Here is a 26,249-nt window from a genome sequence, read left to right as displayed (position 1 = left end):
ATTATAGTGAAGATAATAAAAAATCAAGATGTCTTTTTAAGTGACTTCGCCAATGTTACCGCTAATAAAACGCTCCCTCCAGCCATAACACCTAAGATCCCTTCGATTAAAGTAGGTACAACAACCTCAGCCATAGTCCCTAAAAAATTAGCGAGGAATTCAACAAAATGGTGCAGCTTTTTGTGTAACCATGCAAAGCTATAGACTAAAATTTCACAACCCACAAGGAACATCGCAATGGTACCAACCACAGCTAACGTCTTCATTAACACTGGAGCGAAAATAAGTAAACCACGCCCTAAAGCACGTTGCATGGTATTAAATCGACCCGACACTGACTTTCTTAATAAATAAAGACCTAAATCATCAAGCTTTACAATACCGACAACAAGACCATAAACACCAAACGTAATAGTAAGTGCGAGCCCAAAAACTACCGCCACTTGAATGCCAAAAGTTGCTCCTTGCACCGTACCTAAGGCAATAACAACAATTTCGGCTGACAAAATAAAATCGGTGCGAATCGCACCTTTAATTTTTTCCTGCTCAAAAGCCACTAAATCGACACTTTCATCAACTAGCGCCAATAATTTTGTGTTATGCGCCTCTTTTTTACCTTGCTGGGAACGTTCATTTTGATGAAAAACCTTTTCAAAACCTTCAAAACATAAAAAGAGTCCGCCAATAACTAACAAAAAAGTAATCAAGGGTGGCGCAAAAGCACGAATAGCTAAAGCCGTTGGGACAATAATCAGTTTATTTAACAGCGAGCCTTTAGTTACAGCCCACACAACGGGCAACTCTCGGTCAGCTTTTACACCTGAAACCTGTTCAGCATTGAGTGCTAAATTGTCTCCAAGTACGCTGACAGTTTTCTTTGCTGCTACTTTTGATAATATGGCAACATCGTCAAGTAAGGTTAATAAACTTGACCCCGCCAATGGTTTCCTCACTGAAAACAACGTTAATTATAAACATCATCATTCTTTGCCATCCATGGCATCACGACATACCGTTCTTCCTGAACATGGTCATTCCTTGCCATCCATGGCATCACGACATACCGTTCTTCCTGAACATGGTCATTCCTTGCCATCCATGGCATCACGACATACCGTTCTTCCTGAACATAAAAAAGGCTGCTTATAGCAACCTTTATCATTAACACTGCAAGCGAGTATAATTGCATTTACTCCACAAGTAAAAATGCATCTGACTGTTCAACTTGATACTTTTTATGTAACTTTGCGGCTAATACACCTTTACGATGCGCAAGGGCTGCTTGTAACTTCTTTGCGGCACTTGCAATAGCAGCATACAACTCTTTTCCTGATGCTTGTACGGAGATTTCACTACCTTCGTAGTGAGTAGAAACTTCTAATCGTTGTTGATGAGGCTCAACGGTAATAATTGAGCTAATACTCATAAGGCTTGGATAATGTTTGGCAATTTTTTGGAACTTGGCCTCAATTGACTGCTTGATGCCTTCAGTAATTTCAACATGGTGACCGGAAATATTTATTTTCATAATGTTACCTTTTACTAAGAAAGAAATTGTCTACACTTAATATACTCGGGGTTATACCAAGAAAAAACAATAGTAATTTACTAAAAAAATGAAAAAAAATTTGTAACCGTATTGAAATATAATAAATTATTTTTTAAGCATTGATTTTAAGTCAGCAAACGGATTATAAGTTGCGGTATCTTGGTTAGTATCACCTGCAATAACTTCAGTTTTATATTGCGCATGGTCGGTGTATTTAGCGTGCTCGTTATCATGACAATAAATGCATAACAGTTCCCAATTACTGCCATCGTTTGGGTTATTTGTATGATCATGATCAACATGATGTACGGTTAGCTCCATCAGGTTTGAATAAACAAACTCACGAGCACAGCGACCACACACCCAAGGGAATAATTTTAAGGCGCGGTCACGGTAGCCTTTTTCTTTTGACTTATAATTAAGGCTTGCGCCTAAGGTATCTGAGGACATAATTGACTGATATGGTATTAATGATAAGCTATTGTAAAATTATGCTTAAACATGTTCAATGCCTATTTCACTTCAATTGTATATCTAATATCTTGCATCACTATATTCCAATAAAGGTGAGCTCTAGATAAGACTTTTTAAAAGATTGCGGGTTATTTCACTTCAATTGTATATTCAATATCTTCTATCACCATATTCTAATGAAAGTGAGCTGTTGATGAGCATTTTTAAAAGATTGCGGATTATTTCACTTCAATTGTATATTCAATATCTTGTATCACCATATTCTAATGAAAGTGAGCTGTTGATGAGCATTTTTAAAAGATTGCGGATTATTTCACTTCAATTGTATATTCAATATCTTGCATCATGTTGCCATGAATAGCGGTTTGATGATGGTATTGCGCATTAAACTTTAGCGAATGTATTCCCTTAGACAAGGGTCTTAGCATGAGCCAATAACCATCTGTAGCGGCAGGATAAACTTTTTTTGTTGGTTCTATTTCTGCAAGGAGTTCATGTAAATCAAAACAATTATTTGATTTTATTCGATTATTGCGCATATTAGGAATTGAGTAACCGTTAAGTTCAGCATAAACAAAATATAATTCACTATTGTTTAATGCTGACTCTTGCTTTACTTCTTCACAGGTTCTACTGACATCCCTTTCTGGCCAATAGCCCATATTAATAATAGGAAAAAATATATATTTACCATAAGGAATAATGCAATGACGTTTGATTTTTGAGGTGCCATAACCCCCCGCTAAAAACCAAACATCACCACTTTGCTTAACATCACAATACTGCCCTGTTTTATCACGCACCGGCGAATTTTCATCCCCCATAGTGCGGGTCCACTGCCACCAAATATTTGCATATTGATGAAGCGCCTTGCCCGCAACAATTTCATTGGTTTTAACAGCGATTGACTGATAATTATTGGCCAAGCCACTGAAAGCAAAGAAGCAGTAAAAAAAACAAATAAAATTTAACGTTTTTGCATACATATCAATTCCTTTTTAAATGTAAACCAGTGACTACTCCTTATATTATTTTTAACATTGTTGCGCGTACAATTACAAGGTAATTGCACTAAAATCTCAATTTTATTGAAATACTTTTTCAGCCCAACGCGCTAAACCAACCGTTACACTACCAAAATGATCGCCAACAATCAGTGGAGTATTTGGCATTTGATCACGTAAGAACTGATTTAATACCGGTGATTTTGCTGAGCCTCCTGTCACAAAAATAACATCAGGTTGGCAATTTGCTTGCACAACACATTCATTCATCAAAAGAGCAATTTGCTTCAATTGAGCCGAACTTGCTGTTAACATTAAGGCACGACTTACCTCTACTTTTAAATTTCCAGCTAAATCATCAAGGTATATTTGCTGAGAATCATGTTCCGTTAACCCTATTTTTGCTTGCTCTGCCCCATTAACGATTCGATGACTTAATTTTTGCTGGTGTACCTTTAATAAACGCGAAAATACATCAGGCTGTTGAGCGTCACGTTGCAACGTTTGCAAATAACGATAATTTGCTTGGCTATAAAAATTAGTTTGTTCATTAATATTATTAATCGCCACGGCTTGATTAAAACTATTAACAGGCATAGGTTTACCAGTTTTCAACGTATCATTCATACCTAAGCTAGGCATTATGCCTTTTAACGCTAATTGGATATCAAAATCATTGCCGCCAATACGAACCCCCGTATGTGCGAGCAAATGCTGTTCTCTTGAAGCGCTGTCTTTGAATTTTGGTCCCATCAACAGCATTGAGCAATCGGTGGTACCACCGCCAATATCAACAACCAATACCTTAGTTTCTTCTTGTAAACTCGCTTCGTATTCAAAACCAGCAGCCACTGGCTCGTATTGAAATTCAACGCTCTTATAGCCGACTCTCTTAGCAGCATTCGATAAAATAGTTAATGCTTGACGATTACTCTCTTCACCTTTTAAGCCTTGAAAATTTATTGGCCGACCAATAACAGCTTGCGTTATTTCTTTTTGCTGATTTTCTTCTGCAAGTGTTTTTATATTACTCATCATTGCCGCAACAATGTCTTCAAACAAATTCACTTGGCTTTCAACTAAGCCACTTGCGCCTAAAAAAGATTTAGGTGATTTGATGTAATAACCTTCTTCAGGATCTTCCAAGTACAAATTTAAAGCCGCTTGCCCAAACGACAAATCACTTGGTATACCATCAAGCTTTAGCTCTCGTAATACATTTTGGCCTTTTCTTAACGGTAAAGCCCGTTGCTCTTTAAAAAGAGGCTGTTGTTCTTCATTTAATTGCTGACATAACCAATGAGCAATAATATCTCGACTCGGAGCATAAAGCGTTGAAGGAATATACTTACCATGTTCGCCTAAAGATAATATCTTTGGCTGGCCATTTTCCATTACTGCGACAGCACAATTTGAAGTGCCGTAATCAAAACCAATCATTGTTTATTTATACCACTGAGTCTAAAACGGGTCGCGTAGCATACTGGGCGAGTGGTTTATTTTCAACTCATTAATAAATTTCAATAGGTACAATCTCTTTGATAAAGCTGAAGTTTGAATGTTTTTTCTTTTTTAGTTCAGTAACATCATGTAATTACATTTATTGTGATCAAAAAATAGCGTGATTGTTATCACGCTATTTTAATTTCAATATAAATAAATTTGGCTAAAATTGATTGTCTGCCTGCCTTAATACGATAGCACTACATATTTCAATTCGCTCTAAGGTTTTCGATAAGTTTCTTTCTAAACCGGGTATTTCATCAGTTTTCGGTGTAAAAAATGCTTTTACATCTTGCTGCATTGCTTTACTACAAAAACCATTCGCAATTAAAGGTGATTGTGACAAATATTGCTTAGGTATCAACAGACCAACCAGTTCAAAATTGCTTTTTACCCACAAGTACACTTTTTTAGTATTTTTCTTACGCTGCAAATGTGTGATTAATAGAGTAATACGTTCATTCACCCGCAATGAAAAAGAGGTGACTAAATCAAGTACCTTCTCACTAATAGCCTCATCTTCAGACATAGCGATAGCCACTAAAATTCGCTGCCTAAATGTACCGTCATCACTCTCATCGAGTAAGGTCAATAAATAATCAACAAATGGCATACCATGCACTTCTACAGCGCTAGCAAGTGCGATACCAATAGTATCAGGGTCAATACCTGTTGGATGAAGTTTCCCATCACCTTCTCCCTTACCCATCAATTCACCCGAATAGCCACTATAAGCTACACCCATTGCTGCCAGTTTTTTAAGCAACGCTGGTTGCTTTAAGCCCATAGACATTAAACTGACTATTTGCATACGCAACATTTTTGCGTCATTAGGGTGAGTTCTATCTAATTCAGTGTCAGGTTTTAGACCGACGCGATCCAATACCGGCTGATATAGCTCGCTGAGATAATCGAGTAATATTTGTTGTTGTTCTCCCTTAGCAATTCGCTCTGCTATAAACTTTATCATGCCAACTGGCTGGGTAACTAAATCCCAATCATCTGCGCCAGCAAAAGGCGCTATAGCATTGATATAGGTTTTCACATCAATACGCCCCGCTTCAAATTCAGCAGTAAGCATACTGGCAATACTGTATTTCTCTGAAGCATTAACTCGTGACATATTTGCTAATAGCGATGACAACTTATCGTCGGGTAATGACCAACGATAATAGCCTTTACCTGATAAATTGGGCATGACCGCAACCGGACATTCCGAATTTTCAAGCGTTAATGTCGACTGAGTATCCGTCATCAACATACAACTTTTACTGTTCTCACTTTTTCCTATAACATTCAAACACACGGGTAACGTCCAAGACTTTTGCTTAGATGAACGCGCCCCAACAGGTAGGTAACGCTCTTGCGTCAAGCTAAAGTGCACTCGATTGTTATTACATTCATAATCAACATTAACTAAAGGCACACCTTGTTGATTTAAAAAACTGTTAAACGCTTCTTTAATATTTTCTTGCTTTGAAAAAGCTTCGATTTCACCAATAAAATCTTGAGCAGACGCATGACCAAAAGCATATTTTTTCATATAAGCACGCACACCTTTTTGAAAACTTTCTGGCCCAACGTAAGCTTCAAACATTTGTAATACCGCACCACCTTTTTGATAAGTAATACCATCAAAAGCATTGTCAATATCACCATTGTGCCTGATCGGTTCTCTAATCTGCCTGGTATCGGCATAGATATCTTGATTCATAACGCCGTGGCCGCCACGTACCATAGCGCGCTCAAAACCAAACTCAGGATTCCATTTTTGCATTGTCATATTTGCCATCCAAGTAGCAAACGATTCGTTTAACCATAGATCATCCCACCAACGCATCGTGACTAAATTTCCAAACCATTGATGAGCTAATTCATGTGCATGTGTACCAACATAACTTTGTTGTTGGCTTAGCGAAGGATTGTCACCTAATAATAATAATTGTTCTCGGTAGGTGATCAATCCTGCATTTTCCATAGCTCCAGCGCTGAAATCAGGCACCGCGACTATATCAAGCTTTTCGTAAGGATATGGCATATCAAAATAAGCTTCTAATGCGGCTAAAATACTTGCGGTATTTGCTAAAGCATATTCCATTTCCTTGCCTTTTCCTTTTGTGGCAATACCACGAAAAGGGATTTCCCGATCACGTATCTTAGAAACTGGAATATTGGTGTAGTTAACGATATCGACTTCGCCAACGACAAAAGCAATTAAGTAAGTAGGCAGTGGTTTAGTGGTGCTAAACGTCAGTTTTTTAAAACCATCACTTAATGATTTTTCATTTATTTGCGGAGTATTCGTAACACCTTGATGATGTGACTTTACCTCTAGTTGAATATCAAAGGGGGTTTTAAATCGTGGTTCATCAAAACTTGGAAAAGCACGACGTGCATCCGTTGCTTCAAATTGACTAAATACATAAGCAAGTCCAGCTTCTTCAACTTTATACAAACCTGCTAAGTCATCCGCTAATTGCCCTGAAAATTCGATAGAAATAATACCGTTTTGAGCCGCTAGCAATTGCGACGACACTAGGCTAACAACACCAGAGTGTCCCATTTCCTCATAAACGAGAGGTAACGTTTCTCCTTGCTCTGACGTAAAGCTTGCAAGGCTAACGTCAAAGTCTTTGCCATGTAACCAAAGCTGTTTGAGATCTTCAGTTAGCGTAACACTTATTGCCACGCTACCTGAAAAACGTCCTTCTTCTGGATTAATACGCAATGATAAATCGTAATGTGTCGGTATAATATTGTCAGGTAACTGTCCTTGTGGTGAAACAGCTTGCTCTGCTAAATCATTTTCATTTTTCCAATTACTGTATTGGTTATACCCCATAACACCAACAATAATAATGACAATGACCAGTAATCCTTTAAATAGCTTTTTCATAATGCTCCTATAGTTTTTATTATTCATTTAACGCAGCTGCGCTTAATTTTATTATTTTTCTATTGATGACAAATCAGATAGTAAAGAATTTACACACGTTTATCTATAAAGAGAGTGAAAACATCAAATCGTGTTTTTCTTCATTAAGGGTGCATATCTTTTTGATGCCATGTGACTTAATACGATTTAGCTAATAAAAAACGCTTATTACCGAAAAATAGATAACATAATGAAAAACAATAGATATTATTAATTTTAAAGTTTTTAGCATAAAGAAAAGACCATCACCCTAACCTTTTTTTAGATCATATGAATAAAAGTCTTACTTGCTACAATGTCTTCAGATTTATTACCCATTCAATAAGGACATCAAATCTCTATTTCTCGTTCTCGCAATAATCAGCACAAAGTTTATATTCCATCCTCTGCGCACTAACCAATATTTATTCGTTAACTTTCCAGTCACTGACGAACTGATCAACCTAAACAAGTAATTAATTGATAAGACCAGTGAACAACCCTAACAAAAATTCTACTCACAATTAGTCTTCCTGACAAAAGAGATTTATTTACCTATATGGTAGCTGACTTACCCATTAACCGTGTATCAAAGAACGGCTTAATGTCGAAAAATTAAAAGCTAAACCTTATCAACCCTTGTATGATTTAATCAGCCGTACTTTTATTGAGTCCGCTAATAAACAGCACTTATTTGAACGTGCTATTTTAGCAAATGGTTTAACACCTATCGTTAGAAGTCGTTTAGAAGAAGATCACAAAGCGGCAGGTGAGTTACAAAAATTAAGCGTCAACCCATTTGAACCCAATAATATCTTTACCCTGCACTTCGATGGCGATTGCTTAGATGATTCAGTACAATTTATGATCATCGCTACAAAAGATTATAAAATGAGCCAAGGATACGGTAAATTCCTTAACTTGGTAGAACAAGCCTTTCGTGCGACGGCTGAAAAACTTAATTATGTAACGACTAAAGAAGAGTCGGTTATTCGTCTGCATCAATACCTTGATTATGACCTTTAAGGGATTTAGAAAAAGATCATAATATAACGTTTGCCGCATTATATTTATAAGCGGCAGATCCCTTTACAAAATGCCTAAATTTGATGTGGTATGGCTATAAAGGAAGTGATAAAATTCTCTTTGTTATTTATGAGCAGAGAAAATTCGTGACATTAAAAAAAAATTTACACCCAAACAACCGTCATAATAACGGTTATGACTTTTTAGCACTCTGCCAAGCATCCCCGGCATTAAAGCCGTTTGTCCATACCAATAAATATCAAAACTTGTCGATAGACTTTGCTGATGCTAACGCGGTAAAAGCACTTAACCAAGCATTATTAAAGCACCATTATCATATTAAGCAATGGGATATTCCAACAGGATATTTATGCCCTCCGATCCCAGGTCGTGTTGACTATATTCACTACCTAGCTGACTTATTATCAGCAACACTTCCAACAACTTTAACCATGGATAAAACGAAAGTCTCTGTGCTTGATATAGGCACCGGTGCAAGTTGCATTTATCCTATTTTAGGGCAGCGTGAATATCAATGGCAGTTTACAGCTAGCGATATAGACCCAACTTCAATTATTGCTGCCCAACATAATATTTCAGCAGATACACAACTAAAAAAATCAATTGTTTTTCGCTCACAGCCCAATGCAGCACAAATCTTTAAGGGCGTTGTTCAAGAAAATGATCGCTTTGAATTAACACTGTGTAACCCACCTTTTCATCGCTCTCTGGCTGAAGCAACCAAAGGTTCTACGCGCAAAGTTAAAAATTTAGCGGCTAATAAAAAAGGTGAGAAAATCGCCTCAAGTGCGAATAAAACTGTACCGTTAAATTTTGGCGGTCAAAATGCTGAATTGTGGTGCCAAGGCGGAGAGCTTTCCTTTATTAATAACATGATAAAAGAGAGTAAGAATATAAAAAATCAAGTACTCTGGTTTACTTGTTTAGTCTCAAAAAAAGAGCATCTAAGCCAACTAAAGCTGTCACTAAAAAAAGCAAATGCTAAGCAAGTAAAGGTTGTTGATATGGCGCAAGGGCAAAAAATCAGTCGTTTTATAGCTTGGAGTTTTTTGGATGAGACTCAACAAAAAAACTGGTTTGATTTGGTTTAAGTTTATCAATGAAAAAAATCAGTCATCGTTTGCAAAAAATAGACCGTATGGTCAGCACTCACTACCAAAGTATTTGGGATTGTTGCTGTGATCACGGTTTTTTGGGATTAACGTTATTAAAACGCCAAGCGGCAGACACCATTCATTTTGTTGATATTGTCCCCTCACTAACAACACACCTTGAATCTGTATTACAACAGCACTTTAGTAGCGACGACTACCTTCATCGCTGGCAGGTACATTGCCTTGACGTCGCAAAACTACCACTAACAAACCAAGACAAACAATTAGTGATCATTGCCGGAGTGGGTGGTCAGTTACTCATTCACTTTATTAAAGAGATCATAAGTCACTTTCAGCAGATAGCACCTGTGAATTCAATCAGTGACATCGAGTTTATGCTTTGTCCGGTGCATTACAATTATCAAGTAAGACAAACGCTGATCGCCGATCACTGTACCTTAATTGATGAATATATCGTAACTGATAACAAGCGTTTCTATGAAGTTATTCATGTAAAAAAAGAATTTGGCATATCTGCCGATATCCATAGACCCTTAAATAAAATATCGCCAACAGGTGATATAATGTGGGACTTGTCGATGAAATCTCATCAGCAATATTTAGCGAAAACTATCAACCATTATCAACGCATGTTACTAGCGAAAAAAAGTGATGAGCAGATAAAAATTAAACATATTATTAAACAATATTCTAACTTGCTCACTTGAGCAGGTTGAAATACATACAACTGACCTTGCCTAAATACCCCCATCCTTGTAGATATCAATTAAACACTTTAATTTATTTTCCTTGCCCGCAACAAAATAAAAAACTCAAAAAAGTGATATAAAAAAGGTCTGCATAAGCAGACCTTCAATAATAGCGCTAGCAACTGTTATAAACTAAACAGTGCCCTTTTCCATTTGGTTTAGCTCGATAGATTTAAATAAAGCAGTAAAGTTACCTTCACCAAAACCTTGATCATCAACGCGTTGGATCATCTCGATAAAAATAGGGCCAAAGATGTTTTTAGTGAATATTTGTAATAAGTACGAATTTTCTTTCTGGCTATCAACAAGAATCTGATGATCTTGAATACGTTTGTGGTCTTCTTTAACCCAAGGGATACGTTTGAAAACATCATCGTAGTATTCAGGGACAATATCAAGCGTATCAATAATATTCTTATCAAGCTTATCTAAAGAGCCAACTAAATCGTCACTGATAAACGCTAGATGTTGAACACCTGGACCATTGTACTCATCTAAGTACTCATCGATTTGATTGTTTTTCTTGCCTTTACCTTCATTAATCGGTAAACAAAAAGTGCCACAAGGTGATGCTAACGCATAAGAAACTAGGGCCGTTTTCTCACCTTTAATATCAAAGTAACGCACATCAGTAAAGCCAAAAATGTCTTTATAGAAATTAGCCCAATGCTCCATAGTACCTTGATGAACATTGTTCGTTAAATGATCAACACGTAAAAAACCTTTATCTTCGTTAATCACTGGAGCGTCAATCGGTTCAAAATCATCTTCGTAGATAGAACCTGGATTTGTCGTTGAGGCTGCAAATTTTTCAATAAAGTAAATTAAGCTGTCGCCAATACCAAAAATAGCGGGGTATGGTAATTTATTTTCTTCATTGGCCGCAGATTTAGCGCCACGCTTAATCGCTTCTTCAAAAGCAAAATCAGCATTATCAACACGCCAGCCCATAGAACAAATAGCAGGACCATGACTTTTAGCAAACTCTTTTGAAAAACCTGCTTTTTCATTATTTAATAAAAAATGAATATCATTTTGATTAAAGTAATCAATATCACGACCTTTAAACGTTTTCGTTTTTGAAAAACCAAAACCATAAAATGCGTTTTCCATAAAATCTGAGTCAGGTGTTGCATATTCAGTGAATTCTATACCACGAAGGTTAAGTGGGTTTTTTACATCTGTCATGTTTATCTCTCTTAAAGAACCATTGTAGGCATTATCACTAGCTTTGCGTCGAAGAGAAAGCGATTAACAAATCTAACAAGGCACTGGCGCGTAACAAAAAATGTACGAGTAATATGCTCGGAATTTATTCGACGTGAGGACAGACCATATAGTACTTACAGAACAGGTGTTCACTTATGTGTACAACTGTATTTCACCGTAAAACATTCACCAGCTTTGGCAAATTACAGGCATAAAAAAAGGTACGATATACGTACCTTTTTATTATTTATTTATCGACTAGCTAGGACGATTAGAACGCTCTTGACGTTTACGAGGACGGTCAGTTGTTGGTGTAGATTCAACCGTCTTAACATCTGAAACCGTAATTTCTAACGATTGACGACGAATTTTAACACGCTTTAATTGGTCAAATGACTTCTCAGGCATGCCTTTTGGTAACTGAACATAAGTATGCTTGTCATGTAAGTTAATAGCACCAATGTAGCTGCTGTCTAATGAGATTTCATTCGCGATTGCGCCAACAATATCACCAGGACGAGCGCCATGCTCTTTACCTACTTCTAAGCGGTATGTCTGCCAATCAACATCAGTACGGTTAACTTTAACTTTACGAGGAGCACGTTCACCACCACGCTCAGCGCCACGTTCATTTCTGCCACCACGACTTTCGTTACGACCACCGCGATCACCACGGTCACTTCGACTATCACTACGTTCACGAGTTTCGCGACGAGGCTTAGGATCTTCTTTTGGTTGTAATGGCTGATTTAATTGTTTTTGGAACAATAAAGCTGCAGCTAAGTCAGTCATAGAAAGCTCTGATTCATTCGCCATAGCTTCAACAATTTCACGCATGTTTGCTAAATCTTTATCTGCAACAATTTGTGCCATTTCAACACGTGTACGTTCAATACGTTTCTTACCAATTTCTTCTATGTTTGGTAATTCATAAGTGTTAATAACACCTGATGTTAAACGTTCATAATGACGTAAAGAGTGCATTTCGCGAGGGCGAACAAATGCAATTGACATACCTTCACGACCGGCACGACCTGTACGACCGATACGGTGAACATAAGCTTCATTGTCACCTGGTAAATCATAGTTAACCACTAAAGAGATACGTGGAATATCTAAGCCACGAGCAACAACGTCTGTTGCTACCAATATAGAAGACTTACCAGACTTCATTTGTTCGATACAACGTTCACGTTGTGCTTGGTTCATGTCGCCGTTCAACGCTAATGCAGGGTAACCAGCACGCTCTAATTGTTCAGCAACTTCTACCGTATCGCTACGAGTACGTACGAAGACTATCATCGCATCGTAATCAACGATTTCAGCTATACGTTCTAAAGCAGTAATTTTACGAATGCCACTCACTTTCCAAGCAAATTGAGAAATATTTGCTTTTGACTGTTTAACGGCAGCAATTTTAATATGTTCTGGATCTTTTAAGAAACGGTTAGCAATTTTACGAATTGCTGGTGGCATAGTTGCAGAGAACAAAGCCATTTGCGTCGTTTCTGGTAAATGGTCAAGTATCCACTGGATGTCTTCAAGGAAACCCATGTTAAGCATCTCGTCAGCTTCATCAAGTACACAAAAAGATAAGTTACCTAGTTTTAGACTTTTACGACGTAAGTGATCCATTAAACGACCAGGTGTTCCAACAACGACTTGAGCGCCACGCTCTAATTGTTGAAATTGTGGTTGGTATGATTGACCACCATATAAAGTAGCAACCAATAAACCTTTCATATTTTTACCAAAGCTTTCGATCGCTTCAGCAACTTGCATTGCTAATTCACGTGTTGGCGCTAAAACCATTAATTGTGGTTTTTTCAATGACACATCAATTTTGGCAAGAGCAGGTAAACCAAAAGCAGCAGTTTTACCTGTACCTGTTTGTGCTTCACCTAATACATCTTTCCCGGCTAATAATGGGGGAATAGTTTTTGCTTGGATATCCGTTGAATTTTCAAAACCAATAGATTTTACAGCAGATAATAAAGTTTCAGGCAAGCCTAAAGAATCAAAGCTCACAGGAGCATCGTTAGAAGTAGTCATAAATTTTGTCTTCTCTTGTGGCGGAATAGATTAAAAATAACCAAAACATTCCGCGTTATATACGAGGAAACCACCAGGAAGACTTAAGGCACGTTCACTAAAGAACATAGGGCTAATAATGAATATTAGCTAAGAAGTCTATTGGGCGGAAAACCCCACTCATTTCGTATAACCGGTGTGAAAGATATAATTCAAGTCAGAATCACCGTTAACGAGGCGCGCATTATACTGACATTTATTCATTGTTCAAGTAATATATATCAATTCGTTCAAAAAACACTCGAAAAAGTGTATTTACTCCAAATACAATAAATAATAGGGTTGGCGAGTTGATTCTTTAAAATGGAACCCAATGCTTAAAGGATAAATACAGATAAATTTCCTCCATAGCCTGTAATATATTGGTGGGACTATGTAAGTATTAACATACCTTTATATAAGAACAGGCCAGTAGTTTATATGTGTGGCCTGTATTAGCGTCGTTCAAAGGCAGATGATATTTTAATTATTCGTCAGTGCCATTTAACAAATCAGAAAAAAGAGACAGTTTATTTAAGACCAAGCCATGAATCGATTTTCGAGGATAACGCCCTGTTCTACTAATTTCTCCAGCAGGTTCGTTCATGAGTAATTCTAGCGCTTGGTCAATATCTTCAACGGCATAAATGGCAAATTGATTATTTTTAACCGCTTCTATTACATCATCAGCTAGCATAAGGTTGTTGACATTAGTACGAGGAATAATAACCCCTTGCTTCCCAGTTAAACCTTCGTCTTGACATAAACGATAGAAACCTTCAATTTTTTCATTAACGCCGCCAATAGATTGCACACCTCCGTGCTGATTAATCGACCCAGTAATAGCAAGACCTTGTTGAATAGGCAGTAACGAGATAGCAGAAATGAGTGCACAAAGCTCAGCCATTGAGGCACTGTCGCCATCAATATGTCCATAAGACTGTTCAATAGCCAAATTAGCTGAAATTGACACGGGGAATCCTTGGCCATATTTATGCCCTAAATATCCGGTGAGTAATAGCACTCCTTTGGAATGAATAGACTTACCTAAATCAACTTCTCGCTCGATATCGGTAACCCCTTCGCTACCGGCATAAACCGTTGCCGTAATTCGTGCTGGCGTACCAAAAACACTGTCCCCTATTTCTAGCACCGTTAAACCATTAACCTTGCCGATATGATGACCTTCAGTATCAATGAGGACTTGCTTTTCTTTTATTTCACCTAACCATGCCTCGCTCATTCGGCCTGTTCTGCGTTGTTTGGCCGCGAGTGCTAAGGCGACATGATTTGCCGTTAGCTCGCCTTGACTCCCTGCTTGCTTCCATAAGTAGAAAGCTTCATCAAGCAAATCGTTTACTTGGACAATATTGGCTGAAATTTTTTGTTGATGCTCTGCGCGTCTTAGTGCATAACGCACTAACTCTAATACGGCTTCATTACTCACATGTGGGTAATTATATTTGTAAGCACGCTGGCGTATTAAATGAGCATAATCATTGAGATTATCTTCATTGCTTTCAAGATATTGATCAAAATCAGCTAAGACACGAAATAATTCGGTAAACTCTTGATCGTAGTCTTGCAGCATATAATAAATTTCAGGATCACCGAGTAATATCACCTTAACGTTTAATGGTATTTTTTCAGGTTGTAAACTAAACGAACCCGGTTGACTATATTCGGAATAAGGATTTTCAATGGTAATTTCTTGAGACTTAAGCGCTAACTTTAACCGAGCCCACACAAGCGGTTGGTTGAGGAGTTTATCTGCCTCTAAAATTAAATAACCGCCGTTAGCTTTATGCAGCGCCCCTGCTCTTATTAATCGATAGCTGGTATAGGTACTTCCTTGAAAACTTGCAAAGTCGACGTGACCAAATAAATTTTGAAAAGTCGGATTTTGCTCATAAATAACCGGAGCACCAGCATCGGGTTCTCGCGAAACTAATAAATTAGGCAAAAATTGCTCAACCATTAATTTTCGAGCATCGTTGTCGTTTCTATTTTCAACACTTTCATCAACAAGAATTTCTAAAACTGTATCAACCACATGACTTTTAACTTTTGATAGGTACTTCAGCACACCAATATTACTGGCAAATTCAAGCTCTAATTCTTTTAAGAATGGACGGATGGCTTGTTCAGCTGTTTCATTTTTTAACTTGCGTAACTTATCAGAAGAAATCCGTTTCCATTGTGGTAATTCAATAAGCTTCTCAGACAGAAGGTTCTCTAACTTTTCTAACAATAAATAAAAATCAGCTCGTTTTCCTTCGTCTAATCCCGCGAACTCTTTGTCATTTAAAGGTTTACCGTCAACTAAAGGTGAAAAACCAATTTCGCCACTTTCTTCATAAAGTAAAACATTATCTTTTAAAGCACTCTCTTCTACTTCAGTAATAGCTTGATCGTATTTTTTATTAAACGCTCTATCTACAGCTGATTTTTGTCGCTGATAGCTTGGATTGTCAAAAATCTCTGGAAATAAGTCTAATAACTCATCAATAAAAGTATTGATACGAGCCAGCAGTTGTTTGCCATCACCGGGGCTTACATAAAGTTTATGAGGAGCATGAACGTCATCAAAGTTATTGATGTAACACCATTCATACGGGGTTTCTTTATTTCCAGCCGTTGTCGCTAACATTTGCTTGATTAAGGTTTGTCGGCCAGTGCCATGCTCCCCCATTGCAAAAACATTAAAACCAAGAGCCTCCATTGACAAACCAAATTCAAGCGCTTCTTTAGCACGAGCATGACCAATAATAATTTGTTCAACATCAGGTGTAACTTCAGCATAAGAGAACTGCTCAGCAGATAACTGAGCAGTGAGTTTTTCAATGGGTAAACGCGTGACTGAAGACGTTAACTTAACGGAAGAAGGCATACAATATCTCACTGATAACGCTTAAAAAAAAAGCGTGTGCTGGTTAATAAATTTAATATTGACAGTGTACGCTGATTTTAAATAATTAGTAAATTTTAGTCGTATTTCATCCTTGATATTAAGGAGAAAAAGGTAGCCGAATGAAGGTTCCACTACCACAAACAAAACAATCAGCTACATCAGAGGCATGATTATAAGTTATTTTTTCTTTACAGTTTTGACATTCTAATAAACCAAAACCAATAAAGTCACCACTTTTATATTCACCATGATGCTTAAAGTCATCATCAAGCTCTGACCATTCAACTTGTGACTTATCAGTGATCGATTGCATATTTTGCCAGAAAGATTCATTTAATAAGCCTAAATAGAGTGAATGTTTAGCTTGTGCTTCGTTTTGCGTAATAAATTCTTTTAAATCAAGGCGTAAGTTATTAACGAACTGCTTAACCTTCTCTTCAGGTAATTCCTCTGCCGCTTTAAGGTATAACTTACTGTGTTCAACGCCCTCAACAATATCAGTAATTTCATGCTGATTAACGTCCTCAGCCCAGGTAACTAACGCTTGGTACAGATCTTGAAAAACACTATTTTTTGATTTCATAATAGACTCCTTGATGATTTATATTAAGTATAGTCGTAACATAATTTATAGAAAAAATTAATCACATAAACTTGTTAAAACTAAGACATATAGCGGTAACACACTAATATCCTGAAAACAGTATCTTGATGTGACACAGGTATATAAGGTATTCTATCGCCATTATTTTTATGCGTTCATGATCGCGGTCAATTTATATCGACAAGCTAATGAACACCACATTCTAAAGTGTTTGAGAAATCTTTAATGGAATCCATTTACAACCCCCAAGCTATCGAAGCGCAAGTTCAGCAATTTTGGACTGAAAACAATACCTTTAAAGCCGAAGAAAAGCCCGGCCAAGAAAAATTCTACTGTCTTGCTATGTTCCCTTATCCTAGTGGACGTTTACATATGGGGCACGTGCGTAATTATAGTTTAGGCGATGTTATTTCTCGCTATCAACGCTTGCAAGGTAAAAACGTTATGCAACCTATGGGTTGGGATGCATTTGGTTTACCTGCAGAAAATGCCGCAATTAAAAACAAAACAGCGCCAGCAAAATGGACCTATGAAAATATTGATTACATGCGTAACCAATTAAAGTCATTAGGCTTTGCATACGACTGGAGTCGTGAATTAGCAACCTGTAAAAAAGATTATTATAAGTGGGAACAATGGTTCTTTACGCAGCTTTATGAAAAAGGTTTAGTTTACAAAAAGAATGCTACGGTAAATTGGGACCCTGTTGACCAAACAGTGCTTGCCAATGAACAAGTTATTGACGGCCGTGGTTGGCGTTCAGGTGCCCTGGTTGAACGAAAAGAGATTCCGCAGTGGTTTATAAAAATCACTGATTATGCTGAAGAGTTATTAACAGATTTAGACCAACTGACGGAATGGCCTGAACAAGTTAAAACCATGCAACGTAACTGGATTGGTCGCAGCGAAGGCATTGAGATGACCTTCCAAGTTGAAGGTTCAGACGAAAGTTTTGATATCTACACGACACGCCCCGATACATTAATGGGTGTCACTTACGTCGCACTTGCCGCGCAACACCCGTTGGCATTAGCTGCTGCTAAAAATAACAGCGCATTAAGCGATTTTATTGCTGAATGTAAAACAAATAAATCTACCGAAGCTGACATGGCGACGATGGAGAAAAAAGGTGCTGACACTGGCCTTAAAGCCATTCACCCTTTAACCGGTGAAATTGTGCCAATTTGGGCCGCAAATTTTGTTTTAATGGATTACGGATCAGGCGCTGTGATGTCTGTACCTGGACACGACCAACGTGACTTTGAATTTGCCACTAAATACAACTTAGCCATAACCCAAGTTATTGCCGGCACAGAAAGTGACGATTTTAGTCAAGCGGCGATCACCGAAAAAGGCACGTTAATTAATTCTGGTGAATTTGACGGTTTAGAATATGAAGCGGCTTTTAAAGCGATTTCAGAAAAACTGATCAGCGAAAACAAAGGCAGTGTAAAAGTTAATTATCGTTTACGTGATTGGGGCGTTTCTCGACAACGCTATTGGGGTACACCTATTCCAATGATGCACTTAGCTAATGGAGAATCTGTAGCTGTGCCTGTTGACCAACTCCCGGTTGAGTTACCTGAAGATGTCATCATGAATGGTGTAACGTCACCGATTAAAGACAACCCTGAGTGGGCAAAAACCACTTATAATGGCGAAGAGGCATTTCGTGAAACTGATACTTTTGATACCTTTATGGAATCGTCTTGGTATTATGCGCGTTACTGTTCACCAAATGACGACACGCAGATGCTCGATCCTGCTAAAGCAAATTATTGGTTACCTGTTGACCAATACATTGGTGGTATTGAACATGCTATTTTACATTTATTGTATGCACGCTTTTTCCATAAATTATTACGTGACGCAGGTTTAGTAAACTGTGACGAACCGTTTAAAAAGTTATTATGCCAAGGCATGGTATTGGCTGACACTTATTATCGTGAAGCGGAAAATGGCGGACAAGATTGGATTTCACCTACTGATGTAGACGTTGAGCGTGACGAAAAAGGCGCAGTAACTGCAGCGATTAGCAAGCTTGATGGCCAACCTGTTATTTCTGCAGGCATGAGCAAAATGTCAAAGTCTAAAAACAACGGCATCGACCCACAAGAGGTTATCGGTAAATATGGCGCAGATACCGTGCGTTTATTCATTATGTTTACGTCTCCGCCAGAGCAAACGTTAGAATGGTCTGACTCAGGTGTTGAAGGCGCACACCGCTTCTTAAAACGTGTTTGGAAACTTGCCTTTGATTTTAGCGAACAAGCCAAAGAACACGGCAAAATTCCTGCGTTAAGCCAATTAACCTTGAATGGCGCGCAGAAAAAATTACGCCGTGAGTTACATAAAACAATAGCGAAAGTGAGTGATGACATTGGCCGCAGAAATACCTTTAATACCGCTATCGCTTCAATTATGGAATTAATGAACCATTTGTCGAAAGCTAAATTAAACACGGTTGAAGACAGAGCTGTCATGCAAGAAGCAGTTCGTGCCGTGATTGTTATGCTAACGCCAATTACGCCTCACATGTGTCACGAGGTTTGGAAAACATTAGGTGATGATAAAAGCAATAACGCCTCAATTGAAGAAGCGTCTTGGCCAATCGTTGATGAAAGTGCTTTAGTTGAAGATGAAAAATTAATCATTGTTCAAGTCAACGGTAAAGTACGTGCAAAAATTACCGTTTCAGCAACAGCAAGCAAAGAAGAAGTTGAAGCTTTAGGCCTAGGCGACGAAACAGTAACCCGTTTTATTGATGACAAAACGATACGTAAAGTCATTTACATACCCGGTAAACTTTTAAACATTGTTGCTAACTAATAGCCTAAAGGTCAAAAACATGAGCTACACTCACAGATCAATTACAAAGTACAAAGCACATTTAGTGATGGCTTTTTTTGCTTTATCAACCTTGTTTTTGTCAAGTTGTGGCTTTGCTTTACGCGGTGACTATTTATTGTCACCGCAACTACAAACCTTACATTTAACTTCAGAAGATAAATTTGGCGAGCTTACTCGCCAAGTTAAACAACATCTGAGCTTAAATAAGATAACGTTAGTTTCAAGCGCTGCCGAAAATGTCCCACAACTTAAACTGTTAAAAGACACTTTAAATCGTCGTACACTCTCAGTTTTTCCGAATGGGCAAGTAGCTGAATACGAATTAATTTATACGGTTCGTTATCAACTGGCGCTTTCACAAAGTGATATTCGGTCTTACGTGTTTGAGCTTAACCGTGATTATCAAGACGACCCCAATGTTGCCCTGGCTAAAAGTCGTGAACTCGACTTAATGGTCAGTGAAATGCGTAAACAAGCCGCTAATAAAATTTTACGCGATCTCTCTACGATTAAGATCTAATGCGTATTTATCATAACCAATTAGCTAACACACTCAATCAAGGCTTTAAGCCTGTGTGGTTAGTTTTTGGTGATGAACCTTGGCAAAAAAACGATAGCTTAAACACCATAAAACTACATTGTCAGCAACAAGGCTTTAGTGAAGTGATTCGCCTAACTGCAGACGACAAGTTTGACTGGAATATATTGGTTGAAGAATATCAAGCAATGAGCTTGTTTGCTGCACAACGTATCATTGAAATAGAGTTAGTCACGGGAAAAATAGCCGAAGCGGGCAGTAAAATATTACTCAAGCTGAGTGAAAAATTCCATCGTGATGTACAACTTATCTTTCATGGTCCTAAAATCGATGCTGCAGGTCAAAAGCGGAAGTGGTTTAAAACGCTAGAACAATTAGGTTGCTTTTTACCCCTTTACGATATCGAAGGTCGCCAACTTCAACAATGGCTAAACCAACAAATAAAACAGCACAAGTTAACTATTCATCACGATGTTATACCACTGATGATAGAGTTATTTGAAGGTAATTTACCCGCTTTAGAACAAGAATTACAAAAGTTTTCATTACTCTTTGGCTCTCAACTGATCACCGCTGAGGATGCAGAAAAATTATTAATTAAACAAGCAAAGTTTAACCCTTTTCAAGTGGTTGACACTTTACTCAGTGGTAACCTTACCAAATGCGTTACCATGCTAGATCAACTTCAACATGAAGGAGTAGCGGTTGGCCAGCTTGTTTGGTTTCTTCACAAAGAAATCACCCAGTTATCAGCGATGTTGGAACAAATTGAACAGGGTGAAAGCATTGATAGCATCTATAAAAAATACCGTGTATGGGATAAAAAGAAGCCCCTTTACCAGTACGCACTGACTCATATCACCCGCGACAATATTAACCAAGCCCAAGCGCGTTTAGCTCAAACAGATTTAATCAGTAAAACCAGTAGTGATTTTAACCCTTTTATATTATTGGCTGATGTTTGTATAAGCCTATATCATGGGCAAACCACAAAAAAATTCAATCTTGATTATGAATTTGGATAAGCATCTGCCAGCAGATAAGAAAAACATCGCTATTATGGGGGGAACATTTGACCCTATTCACAATGGGCATGTAGAAACAGCAAAAGAAACAGCAAAATGGCTTAATGTCGAACAGCTTTTTTTCCTCCCTGCTCATATACCACCTCATAAAAACACCACCACGACCAGTGCGCGTCACCGAGCCGCCATGGTAGAGCTTATTTGCCAGCAACAGACATTATTTCAACTGGATAATCGTGAACTCAAACGCCATACCGCCTCTTATACGGTCACGAGCTTACAAGAAATTAAAGAAGAGCGACCTAATAGCAGAGTCTTTTTTATAATCGGCATGGATTCACTCCTTAATTTTACGCAGTGGTATCAATGGCAAACTATTCTTTCTTTGTGCCATATTGTGGTAAATATTCGTCCTGGTTATCAATTAAATCAAATTAATATCGCTACTCAGCAATTATTACAAAACCACCAAGTAAATGATCTGAACGAAATAAAACAACAAACTTCCGGTGGCATTATTTTCCATCAAAACCAGTCGCTTAATATATCTTCGAGCGAAATAAGACAACAACTTTTGGACAAAAAAAGTCACAATAATCAGCTAGCAGAATGTGTGCATGATTATATTATTGAAAAAAAACTCTATCAAAAATAATTTGATAGTTAACCTGCAGAATAAATGATGATATTATAACGCATTATTATTTACACTAAGAGTATTCCCCTTGCAAGTTGAAGCGTTAAAGGCATTTGTTATTGAAAAAATTGAAGAAATGAAAGGTCGTGACATCACGACTTTAGACATCGCCAAAAAATCAGGTTTTGCTGATTACATGGTTGTCTGTTCGGGTAACTCAAATCGCCATGTAAAATCTATTGCACACTCGGTTGCTGTCGAATGTCGCGCTAAAGGCCTGGAACCATTGGGCATTGAAGGTAATGACATTGGAGAATGGGCGTTAGTTGATTTAGGCAATGTAATTGTTCACGTAATGACAGACGAAATTCGTGACCGTTACCAGCTAGAAGAATTGTGGAACTAAACGAGTAGTGAAGGTAAACTAAACTATTATGCGGCTTACCTTATATGCTGTTGGCAATAAAATGCCAGCATGGGTTACTCAAGGCTTTAACGAATATTGTCGTCGATTTCCTCGAGATATGTCGTTTCATTTAGTAGAAATCCCGCCGGGTAAACGCGGTAAAAATGCTGATATTGCTCGTATTCTAGAAAAAGAAGGCGAACTGTTATTAAGCGCAATTCCCAGAGGTAATCGAATTGTTACGCTTGAAGTGGAAGGTAAACCGTGGACAACACCACAACTTGCCCAACAACTTAAGCGTTGGCAATTAGACAGTCGCGATGTTGCTTTACTGATAGGGGGTCCTGAAGGTTTGGCGCCAGCGTGTATTAAAGCTTCGGAGCAAAAATGGTCTTTATCTACACTGACTTTACCCCATCCTATGGTTCGTATTGTTGTTGCTGAAAGTTTATATCGTGCGTGGAGCATTAATAATAACCACCCATATCACCGAGAATAGTAATGGCTTCGAACAAACGTGTTGCTATTCGAAATCACTCGGCTGAAGCTAATTTATTTGCTCGCAGAACATTCATCGCATTTGTTGGTATCCTCGTTTTATTATTGATTTTATTTAGTAATATTTATGATTTAGAAATTAATTCTTATGAAAAATACCAAACACGGTCTAATTCAAACCGTATAAAACTCCTGCCCGTAGCACCAAACCGCGGAATTATCTACGACCGAAATGGCGTTCTACTTGCCGATAACAAACCCGTATATTCATTAGAGATTATTGCTGAACAAACGACTGACTTAAAAAAACATATTGCCGAAATCAGTGAATTACTTGATATCAGCGAAGAAAAACAGCAAAAGCTCTTTAAAGCCCTTAAAAGTAAACGACGCTTTAAACCCATAGAGCTTCACTCGAGATTAAGCGCACAACAAGTCGCTCTTTTTTCTGTTAACCAACACCGATTCCCTGGCTTTTTTATTGATGCTCGCCTTAAGCGCTACTATCCTTTTGGTGATTTAACGACGCATTCACTGGGCTATGTTGCACGTATCAACCGTAAAGACTCAATTCGCTTAGACGAGCAAAATTTAGCAGAAGATTACGCAGCAACGCGTAATATAGGTAAGCTAGGTTTAGAGAGGTATTATGAAAAATTACTGCATGGCACTATTGGACATCAAGAAGTTGAAATAAATAATCAAGGTCGCGTAATAAGAACACTTGACTACACGCCGCCAATTTCAGGACAAAATTTAACCCTGAGTATAGATATTGAACTACAAATGATCGCGAAACGCGCCTTAGCAGGTAAGCGCGGTGCGGTTGTAGCGATGGATCCGCGCAGTGGTGAAATACTCGCTATGTATTCAAACCCCAGTTACGATGGTAATTTATTTGTTCATGGTATCAGTAGTAGAAATTATCGTAAATTACTTAACCCCAAAAACAATCGCCCTTTGCTTAATCGCAGTGTACAAGGTTACCCTCCAGCTTCAACCGTTAAGCCTTTACTAGCCTTAACTGGTCTAGAAGAAAATGTTATCACGCAAACGTCACGTTTTTACGATCCTGGCTGGTTCCAACTTAAAGGTCTTGAGCACAAATATCGTGATTGGTGGGCACCAGGACATGGTTGGGTTGATTTAAATAAAGCCATTGAACATTCTTGTAACGTGTACTTTTATAATTTAGCCTATAAATTAGGTATAGACAGCATTACCGACATGATGGAAAAATTTGGTTTTGGTGATTATACCGGTGTTGACATATTGGAGGATAGCCGCGCTATTTTACCTGGCAGGGAAACTAAACGTAATCGTTACAATAAACCTTGGTATACCGGCGATACCATTTCTATTGGTATAGGACAGGGGTACTGGACAGTAACACCTTTACAATTAGCACAAGCTATCTCTATTTTAGCAAACAAAGGTGAAATAAAAATTCCACATTTTTTACGTTCAACAGCGGAGCTAGTCAGCGAAAATATCCAAGAAGAAAGGTCAAACACCGATGAGATTATTAAAACTGGAAGTGATGTCAATATCGTTACTAAAATGATCACTAAGATGACAGAATATGACGATAAACCACCGATTATTTTAAAAGACAATAAACACTGGAATTTAGTGCTTGATGCTATGCATAATACCGCACAAAGAGCTTATCCCGCCTTTCGAGGGACTCATTATGATGCGGCAGGGAAATCAGGTACGGCTCAGCTAATTTCAAAGAAACAAGATGAAAAATATGATGCAGAATCAACGAAAGAAAAACAACGAAACAATGCAATGTTCGTTGCCTTTGCTCCCTATGAAAACCCAGAAATAGTAGTTTCTGTTGTTGTAGAAAATGTTTTAGAAGGCGGTGGTGGCACTAACGCAGGGCCAGTAGCACGCCAAGTAATGGATCAATATTTTGGTGACAGAAACATCATCAGTACAGATAAAAACAAGCACCCTCAACACACCAATGTTTATGGTATAGACAAAAAAATAGGGCCTAACTAGTGCGTAATATTGGGCATGATCAACAAAAACTACGAAGTTTTTGGCAAAGAATTCACATTGATGTACCATTGTTGCTGGGCATAATTGCGTTAATGATTTTAGGTTTATTTGTTGTTTATAGCGCAGGTGGCCAAGAAATGGCGATTGTTTATCGTCAAATAACTCGCCTAGGCATTGCCTTGTTAGTGATGTTTACTATTGCTCAAATTCCCCCTCTTGCTTATCAAAAGTGGGCAGTGCCTGTATTTGTTTTAGGTTTACTTCTTTTAGTTGCCGTATTACTAATTGGTCATGTTGGTAAAGGTGCACAGCGCTGGTTAGATGTGGGTTTTATGAAGTTTCAACCTTCAGAAATAATGAAGCTTATTGTCCCTATAATGATCGCTTGGTATGTTAGTCAGTTCGACTTACCTGCCAAAACATCAAAAATAATAATGGCATTTATATTGGTTTTAATCCCAACATTATTAATTGCTAAGCAACCTGATTTAGGTACCTCTTTATTGATCGCAAGTTCAGGTATTTTTGTCATATTTCTTGCGGGGGCCAGCTGGAAACTCATCAGTGTTTGCGCAGGTTTAGTCTCAGCATTTATTCCTGTTTTATGGTTCTTCCTAATGAAACCTTATCAAAAACAGAGAGTAACAACCTTTTTGAATCCTGAACAAGATCCTTTAGGCTCAGGGTATCAAATTATTCAATCGAAAATAGCAATAGGCTCTGGTGGCTTTGACGGTAAAGGCTGGCTACAAGGCACACAGTCGCAGTTAGAGTTTTTACCTGAGCGACACACTGACTTTATTTTTGCCGTATTCAGTGAAGAGTTTGGCTTTGTTGGTGTATCAGTCTTACTCAGTGTGTATCTAATGATAGTAATGCGAGGTTTATGGATTGCTGTACATGCCGATCACGCATTCACAAAATTATTAGCTGGTAGCATTACCTTAACTTTTTTCGTTTATGTCTTTGTGAACATAGGCATGGTTTCTGGTTTATTGCCCGTTGTAGGTGTCCCTTTACCTTTAATTAGTTATGGCGGAACATCAATGGTGACATTACTCGCAGGTTTTGGCATTCTAATGGCTGTTAGTACTCATAAGCGTTTTATCGCTTAAATTCATTGATAACATCAT

The 26,249-nt window shown here is 38.0% G+C and carries 21 protein-coding genes; 11 read left to right on the top strand and 10 right to left on the bottom strand.

Annotation, left to right across the window (positions count from 1 at the left end; genetic code table 11):
* Positions 1-23 precede the first annotated feature (23 nt).
* The 6 genes from H4J73_RS18925 to H4J73_RS18900 form a co-directional block, all read right to left on the bottom strand.
* Complete coding sequence (locus tag H4J73_RS18925) at positions 24-941, bottom strand: DUF808 domain-containing protein (protein ID WP_259366515.1); 918 nt, start codon at positions 939-941, stop codon at positions 24-26.
* Positions 942-1,189: 248 nt separating this feature from the next.
* Positions 1,190-1,528 carry a ribosome hibernation-promoting factor, HPF/YfiA family gene (hpf, locus tag H4J73_RS18920; protein ID WP_182182022.1) on the bottom strand — a complete coding sequence of 113 codons (339 nt, stop codon included), beginning with the start codon at positions 1,526-1,528 and terminating at the stop codon, positions 1,190-1,192.
* Between the two features lie 126 nt (positions 1,529-1,654).
* The gene (locus H4J73_RS18915; protein WP_182182021.1) at positions 1,655-1,999 is read right to left on the bottom strand and encodes a YajD family HNH nuclease; all 345 of its coding nucleotides are present in this window, start codon (positions 1,997-1,999) and stop codon (positions 1,655-1,657) included.
* 332 nt (positions 2,000-2,331) lie between these two features.
* Entirely contained in the window at positions 2,332-3,009 is a 678-nt protein-coding gene (locus H4J73_RS18910) for a hypothetical protein (protein ID WP_182182020.1), read from the bottom strand.
* Positions 3,010-3,108: 99 nt separating this feature from the next.
* Positions 3,109-4,467 carry a molecular chaperone gene (yegD, locus tag H4J73_RS18905; RefSeq protein ID WP_182182019.1) on the bottom strand — a complete coding sequence of 453 codons (1,359 nt, stop codon included), beginning with the start codon at positions 4,465-4,467 and terminating at the stop codon, positions 3,109-3,111.
* A gap of 226 nt (positions 4,468-4,693) precedes the next feature.
* Positions 4,694-7,426, bottom strand: coding sequence for a M1 family metallopeptidase (locus H4J73_RS18900; protein WP_182182018.1), 2,733 nt, complete (start codon positions 7,424-7,426; stop codon positions 4,694-4,696).
* A gap of 606 nt (positions 7,427-8,032) precedes the next feature.
* Between H4J73_RS18900 and H4J73_RS18895 the strand changes: the two genes are divergently transcribed.
* From H4J73_RS18895 to H4J73_RS18885, 3 genes are all read left to right on the top strand, one after another.
* Positions 8,033-8,470 (top strand): DUF3083 family protein, encoded by a 438-nt coding sequence (locus H4J73_RS18895; protein WP_182182130.1) that lies wholly within the window; start codon positions 8,033-8,035, stop codon positions 8,468-8,470.
* A gap of 146 nt (positions 8,471-8,616) precedes the next feature.
* Positions 8,617-9,582: a 23S rRNA (adenine(1618)-N(6))-methyltransferase RlmF gene (gene rlmF / locus H4J73_RS18890; RefSeq protein ID WP_310649598.1), complete on the top strand. Its 966-nt coding sequence runs from the start codon at positions 8,617-8,619 to the stop codon at positions 9,580-9,582.
* 8 nt (positions 9,583-9,590) lie between these two features.
* Positions 9,591-10,313, top strand: coding sequence for a tRNA (adenine(22)-N(1))-methyltransferase TrmK (locus H4J73_RS18885; RefSeq protein ID WP_182223372.1), 723 nt, complete (start codon positions 9,591-9,593; stop codon positions 10,311-10,313).
* 174 nt (positions 10,314-10,487) lie between these two features.
* Here the strand turns inward: H4J73_RS18885 and hppD are convergent, their stop codons facing one another.
* The 4 genes from hppD to H4J73_RS18865 all read right to left on the bottom strand — a co-directional run bounded on the left by hppD (position 10,488) and on the right by H4J73_RS18865 (position 17,128).
* Positions 10,488-11,543, bottom strand: coding sequence for a 4-hydroxyphenylpyruvate dioxygenase (hppD, locus tag H4J73_RS18880; protein ID WP_182182016.1), 1,056 nt, complete (start codon positions 11,541-11,543; stop codon positions 10,488-10,490).
* 279 nt (positions 11,544-11,822) lie between these two features.
* On the bottom strand, positions 11,823-13,616 hold the full coding sequence (locus H4J73_RS18875) for a DEAD/DEAH box helicase (RefSeq protein ID WP_182223371.1): 1,794 nt from the start codon (positions 13,614-13,616) through the stop codon (positions 11,823-11,825).
* Between the two features lie 505 nt (positions 13,617-14,121).
* Entirely contained in the window at positions 14,122-16,524 is a 2,403-nt protein-coding gene (locus tag H4J73_RS18870) for a Lon protease family protein (protein ID WP_182182014.1), read from the bottom strand.
* Between the two features lie 118 nt (positions 16,525-16,642).
* Positions 16,643-17,128, bottom strand: coding sequence for a zinc ribbon-containing protein (locus H4J73_RS18865; protein ID WP_182182013.1), 486 nt, complete (start codon positions 17,126-17,128; stop codon positions 16,643-16,645).
* Positions 17,129-17,374: 246 nt separating this feature from the next.
* Between H4J73_RS18865 and leuS the strand changes: the two genes are divergently transcribed.
* From leuS to rodA, 8 genes are all read left to right on the top strand, one after another.
* Positions 17,375-19,978, top strand: a complete 2,604-nt coding sequence (gene leuS, locus H4J73_RS18860) for a leucine--tRNA ligase (protein ID WP_182182012.1) — start codon at positions 17,375-17,377, stop codon at positions 19,976-19,978.
* Positions 19,979-19,997: 19 nt separating this feature from the next.
* Positions 19,998-20,519 carry an LPS assembly lipoprotein LptE gene (gene lptE, locus H4J73_RS18855; RefSeq protein WP_182182011.1) on the top strand — a complete coding sequence of 174 codons (522 nt, stop codon included), beginning with the start codon at positions 19,998-20,000 and terminating at the stop codon, positions 20,517-20,519.
* Positions 20,519-21,562, top strand: coding sequence for a DNA polymerase III subunit delta (gene holA / locus H4J73_RS18850; RefSeq protein ID WP_182223370.1), 1,044 nt, complete (start codon positions 20,519-20,521; stop codon positions 21,560-21,562). The genes lptE and holA overlap by 1 nt, the downstream gene beginning before the upstream one ends.
* The gene (gene nadD, locus H4J73_RS18845) at positions 21,555-22,217 is read left to right on the top strand and encodes a nicotinate-nucleotide adenylyltransferase (RefSeq protein WP_182182009.1); all 663 of its coding nucleotides are present in this window, start codon (positions 21,555-21,557) and stop codon (positions 22,215-22,217) included. Before holA ends, nadD begins: the two co-directional genes overlap by 8 nt.
* Before the next feature lie 70 nt (positions 22,218-22,287).
* Entirely contained in the window at positions 22,288-22,605 is a 318-nt protein-coding gene (gene rsfS / locus H4J73_RS18840; protein WP_182182008.1) for a ribosome silencing factor, read from the top strand.
* A gap of 28 nt (positions 22,606-22,633) precedes the next feature.
* On the top strand, positions 22,634-23,104 hold the full coding sequence (gene rlmH / locus H4J73_RS18835) for a 23S rRNA (pseudouridine(1915)-N(3))-methyltransferase RlmH (RefSeq protein ID WP_182223369.1): 471 nt from the start codon (positions 22,634-22,636) through the stop codon (positions 23,102-23,104).
* A gap of 2 nt (positions 23,105-23,106) precedes the next feature.
* Positions 23,107-25,116: a penicillin-binding protein 2 gene (mrdA, locus tag H4J73_RS18830; RefSeq protein WP_182182006.1), complete on the top strand. Its 2,010-nt coding sequence runs from the start codon at positions 23,107-23,109 to the stop codon at positions 25,114-25,116.
* Positions 25,116-26,231 (top strand): rod shape-determining protein RodA, encoded by a 1,116-nt coding sequence (rodA, locus tag H4J73_RS18825; protein WP_182182005.1) that lies wholly within the window; start codon positions 25,116-25,118, stop codon positions 26,229-26,231. The genes mrdA and rodA overlap by 1 nt, the downstream gene beginning before the upstream one ends.
* Positions 26,232-26,249: the final 18 nt, after the last annotated feature.

This window comes from Colwellia sp. MB3u-41, from assembly GCF_014076845.1.
Taxonomy (GTDB): Bacteria; Pseudomonadota; Gammaproteobacteria; order Enterobacterales; family Alteromonadaceae; genus Colwellia_A.
Note: the sequence above shows the minus strand (reverse complement) of the source record. Positions and strands in the feature narration are given on the sequence as shown.

Bases quoted from the DNA above. Each gene is read 5' to 3' on its own strand.
- hpf (WP_182182022.1), bottom strand. From the start codon at position 1,528: ATGAAAATAAATATTTCCGGTCACCATGTTGAAATTACTGAAGGCATC.
- H4J73_RS18915 (WP_182182021.1), bottom strand. From the start codon at position 1,999: ATGTCCTCAGATACCTTAGGCGCAAGCCTTAATTATAAGTCAAAAGAA.
- H4J73_RS18910 (WP_182182020.1), bottom strand. From the start codon at position 3,009: ATGTATGCAAAAACGTTAAATTTTATTTGTTTTTTTTACTGCTTCTTT.
- yegD (WP_182182019.1), bottom strand. From the start codon at position 4,467: ATGATTGGTTTTGATTACGGCACTTCAAATTGTGCTGTCGCAGTAATG.
- H4J73_RS18900 (WP_182182018.1), bottom strand. From the start codon at position 7,426: ATGAAAAAGCTATTTAAAGGATTACTGGTCATTGTCATTATTATTGTT.
- H4J73_RS18885 (WP_182223372.1), top strand. From the start codon at position 9,591: ATGAAAAAAATCAGTCATCGTTTGCAAAAAATAGACCGTATGGTCAGC.
- hppD (WP_182182016.1), bottom strand. From the start codon at position 11,543: ATGACAGATGTAAAAAACCCACTTAACCTTCGTGGTATAGAATTCACT.
- H4J73_RS18875 (WP_182223371.1), bottom strand. From the start codon at position 13,616: ATGACTACTTCTAACGATGCTCCTGTGAGCTTTGATTCTTTAGGCTTG.
- H4J73_RS18870 (WP_182182014.1), bottom strand. From the start codon at position 16,524: ATGCCTTCTTCCGTTAAGTTAACGTCTTCAGTCACGCGTTTACCCATT.
- H4J73_RS18865 (WP_182182013.1), bottom strand. From the start codon at position 17,128: ATGAAATCAAAAAATAGTGTTTTTCAAGATCTGTACCAAGCGTTAGTT.
- leuS (WP_182182012.1), top strand. From the start codon at position 17,375: ATGGAATCCATTTACAACCCCCAAGCTATCGAAGCGCAAGTTCAGCAA.
- lptE (WP_182182011.1), top strand. From the start codon at position 19,998: ATGAGCTACACTCACAGATCAATTACAAAGTACAAAGCACATTTAGTG.
- holA (WP_182223370.1), top strand. From the start codon at position 20,519: ATGCGTATTTATCATAACCAATTAGCTAACACACTCAATCAAGGCTTT.
- rlmH (WP_182223369.1), top strand. From the start codon at position 22,634: ATGCGGCTTACCTTATATGCTGTTGGCAATAAAATGCCAGCATGGGTT.
- mrdA (WP_182182006.1), top strand. From the start codon at position 23,107: ATGGCTTCGAACAAACGTGTTGCTATTCGAAATCACTCGGCTGAAGCT.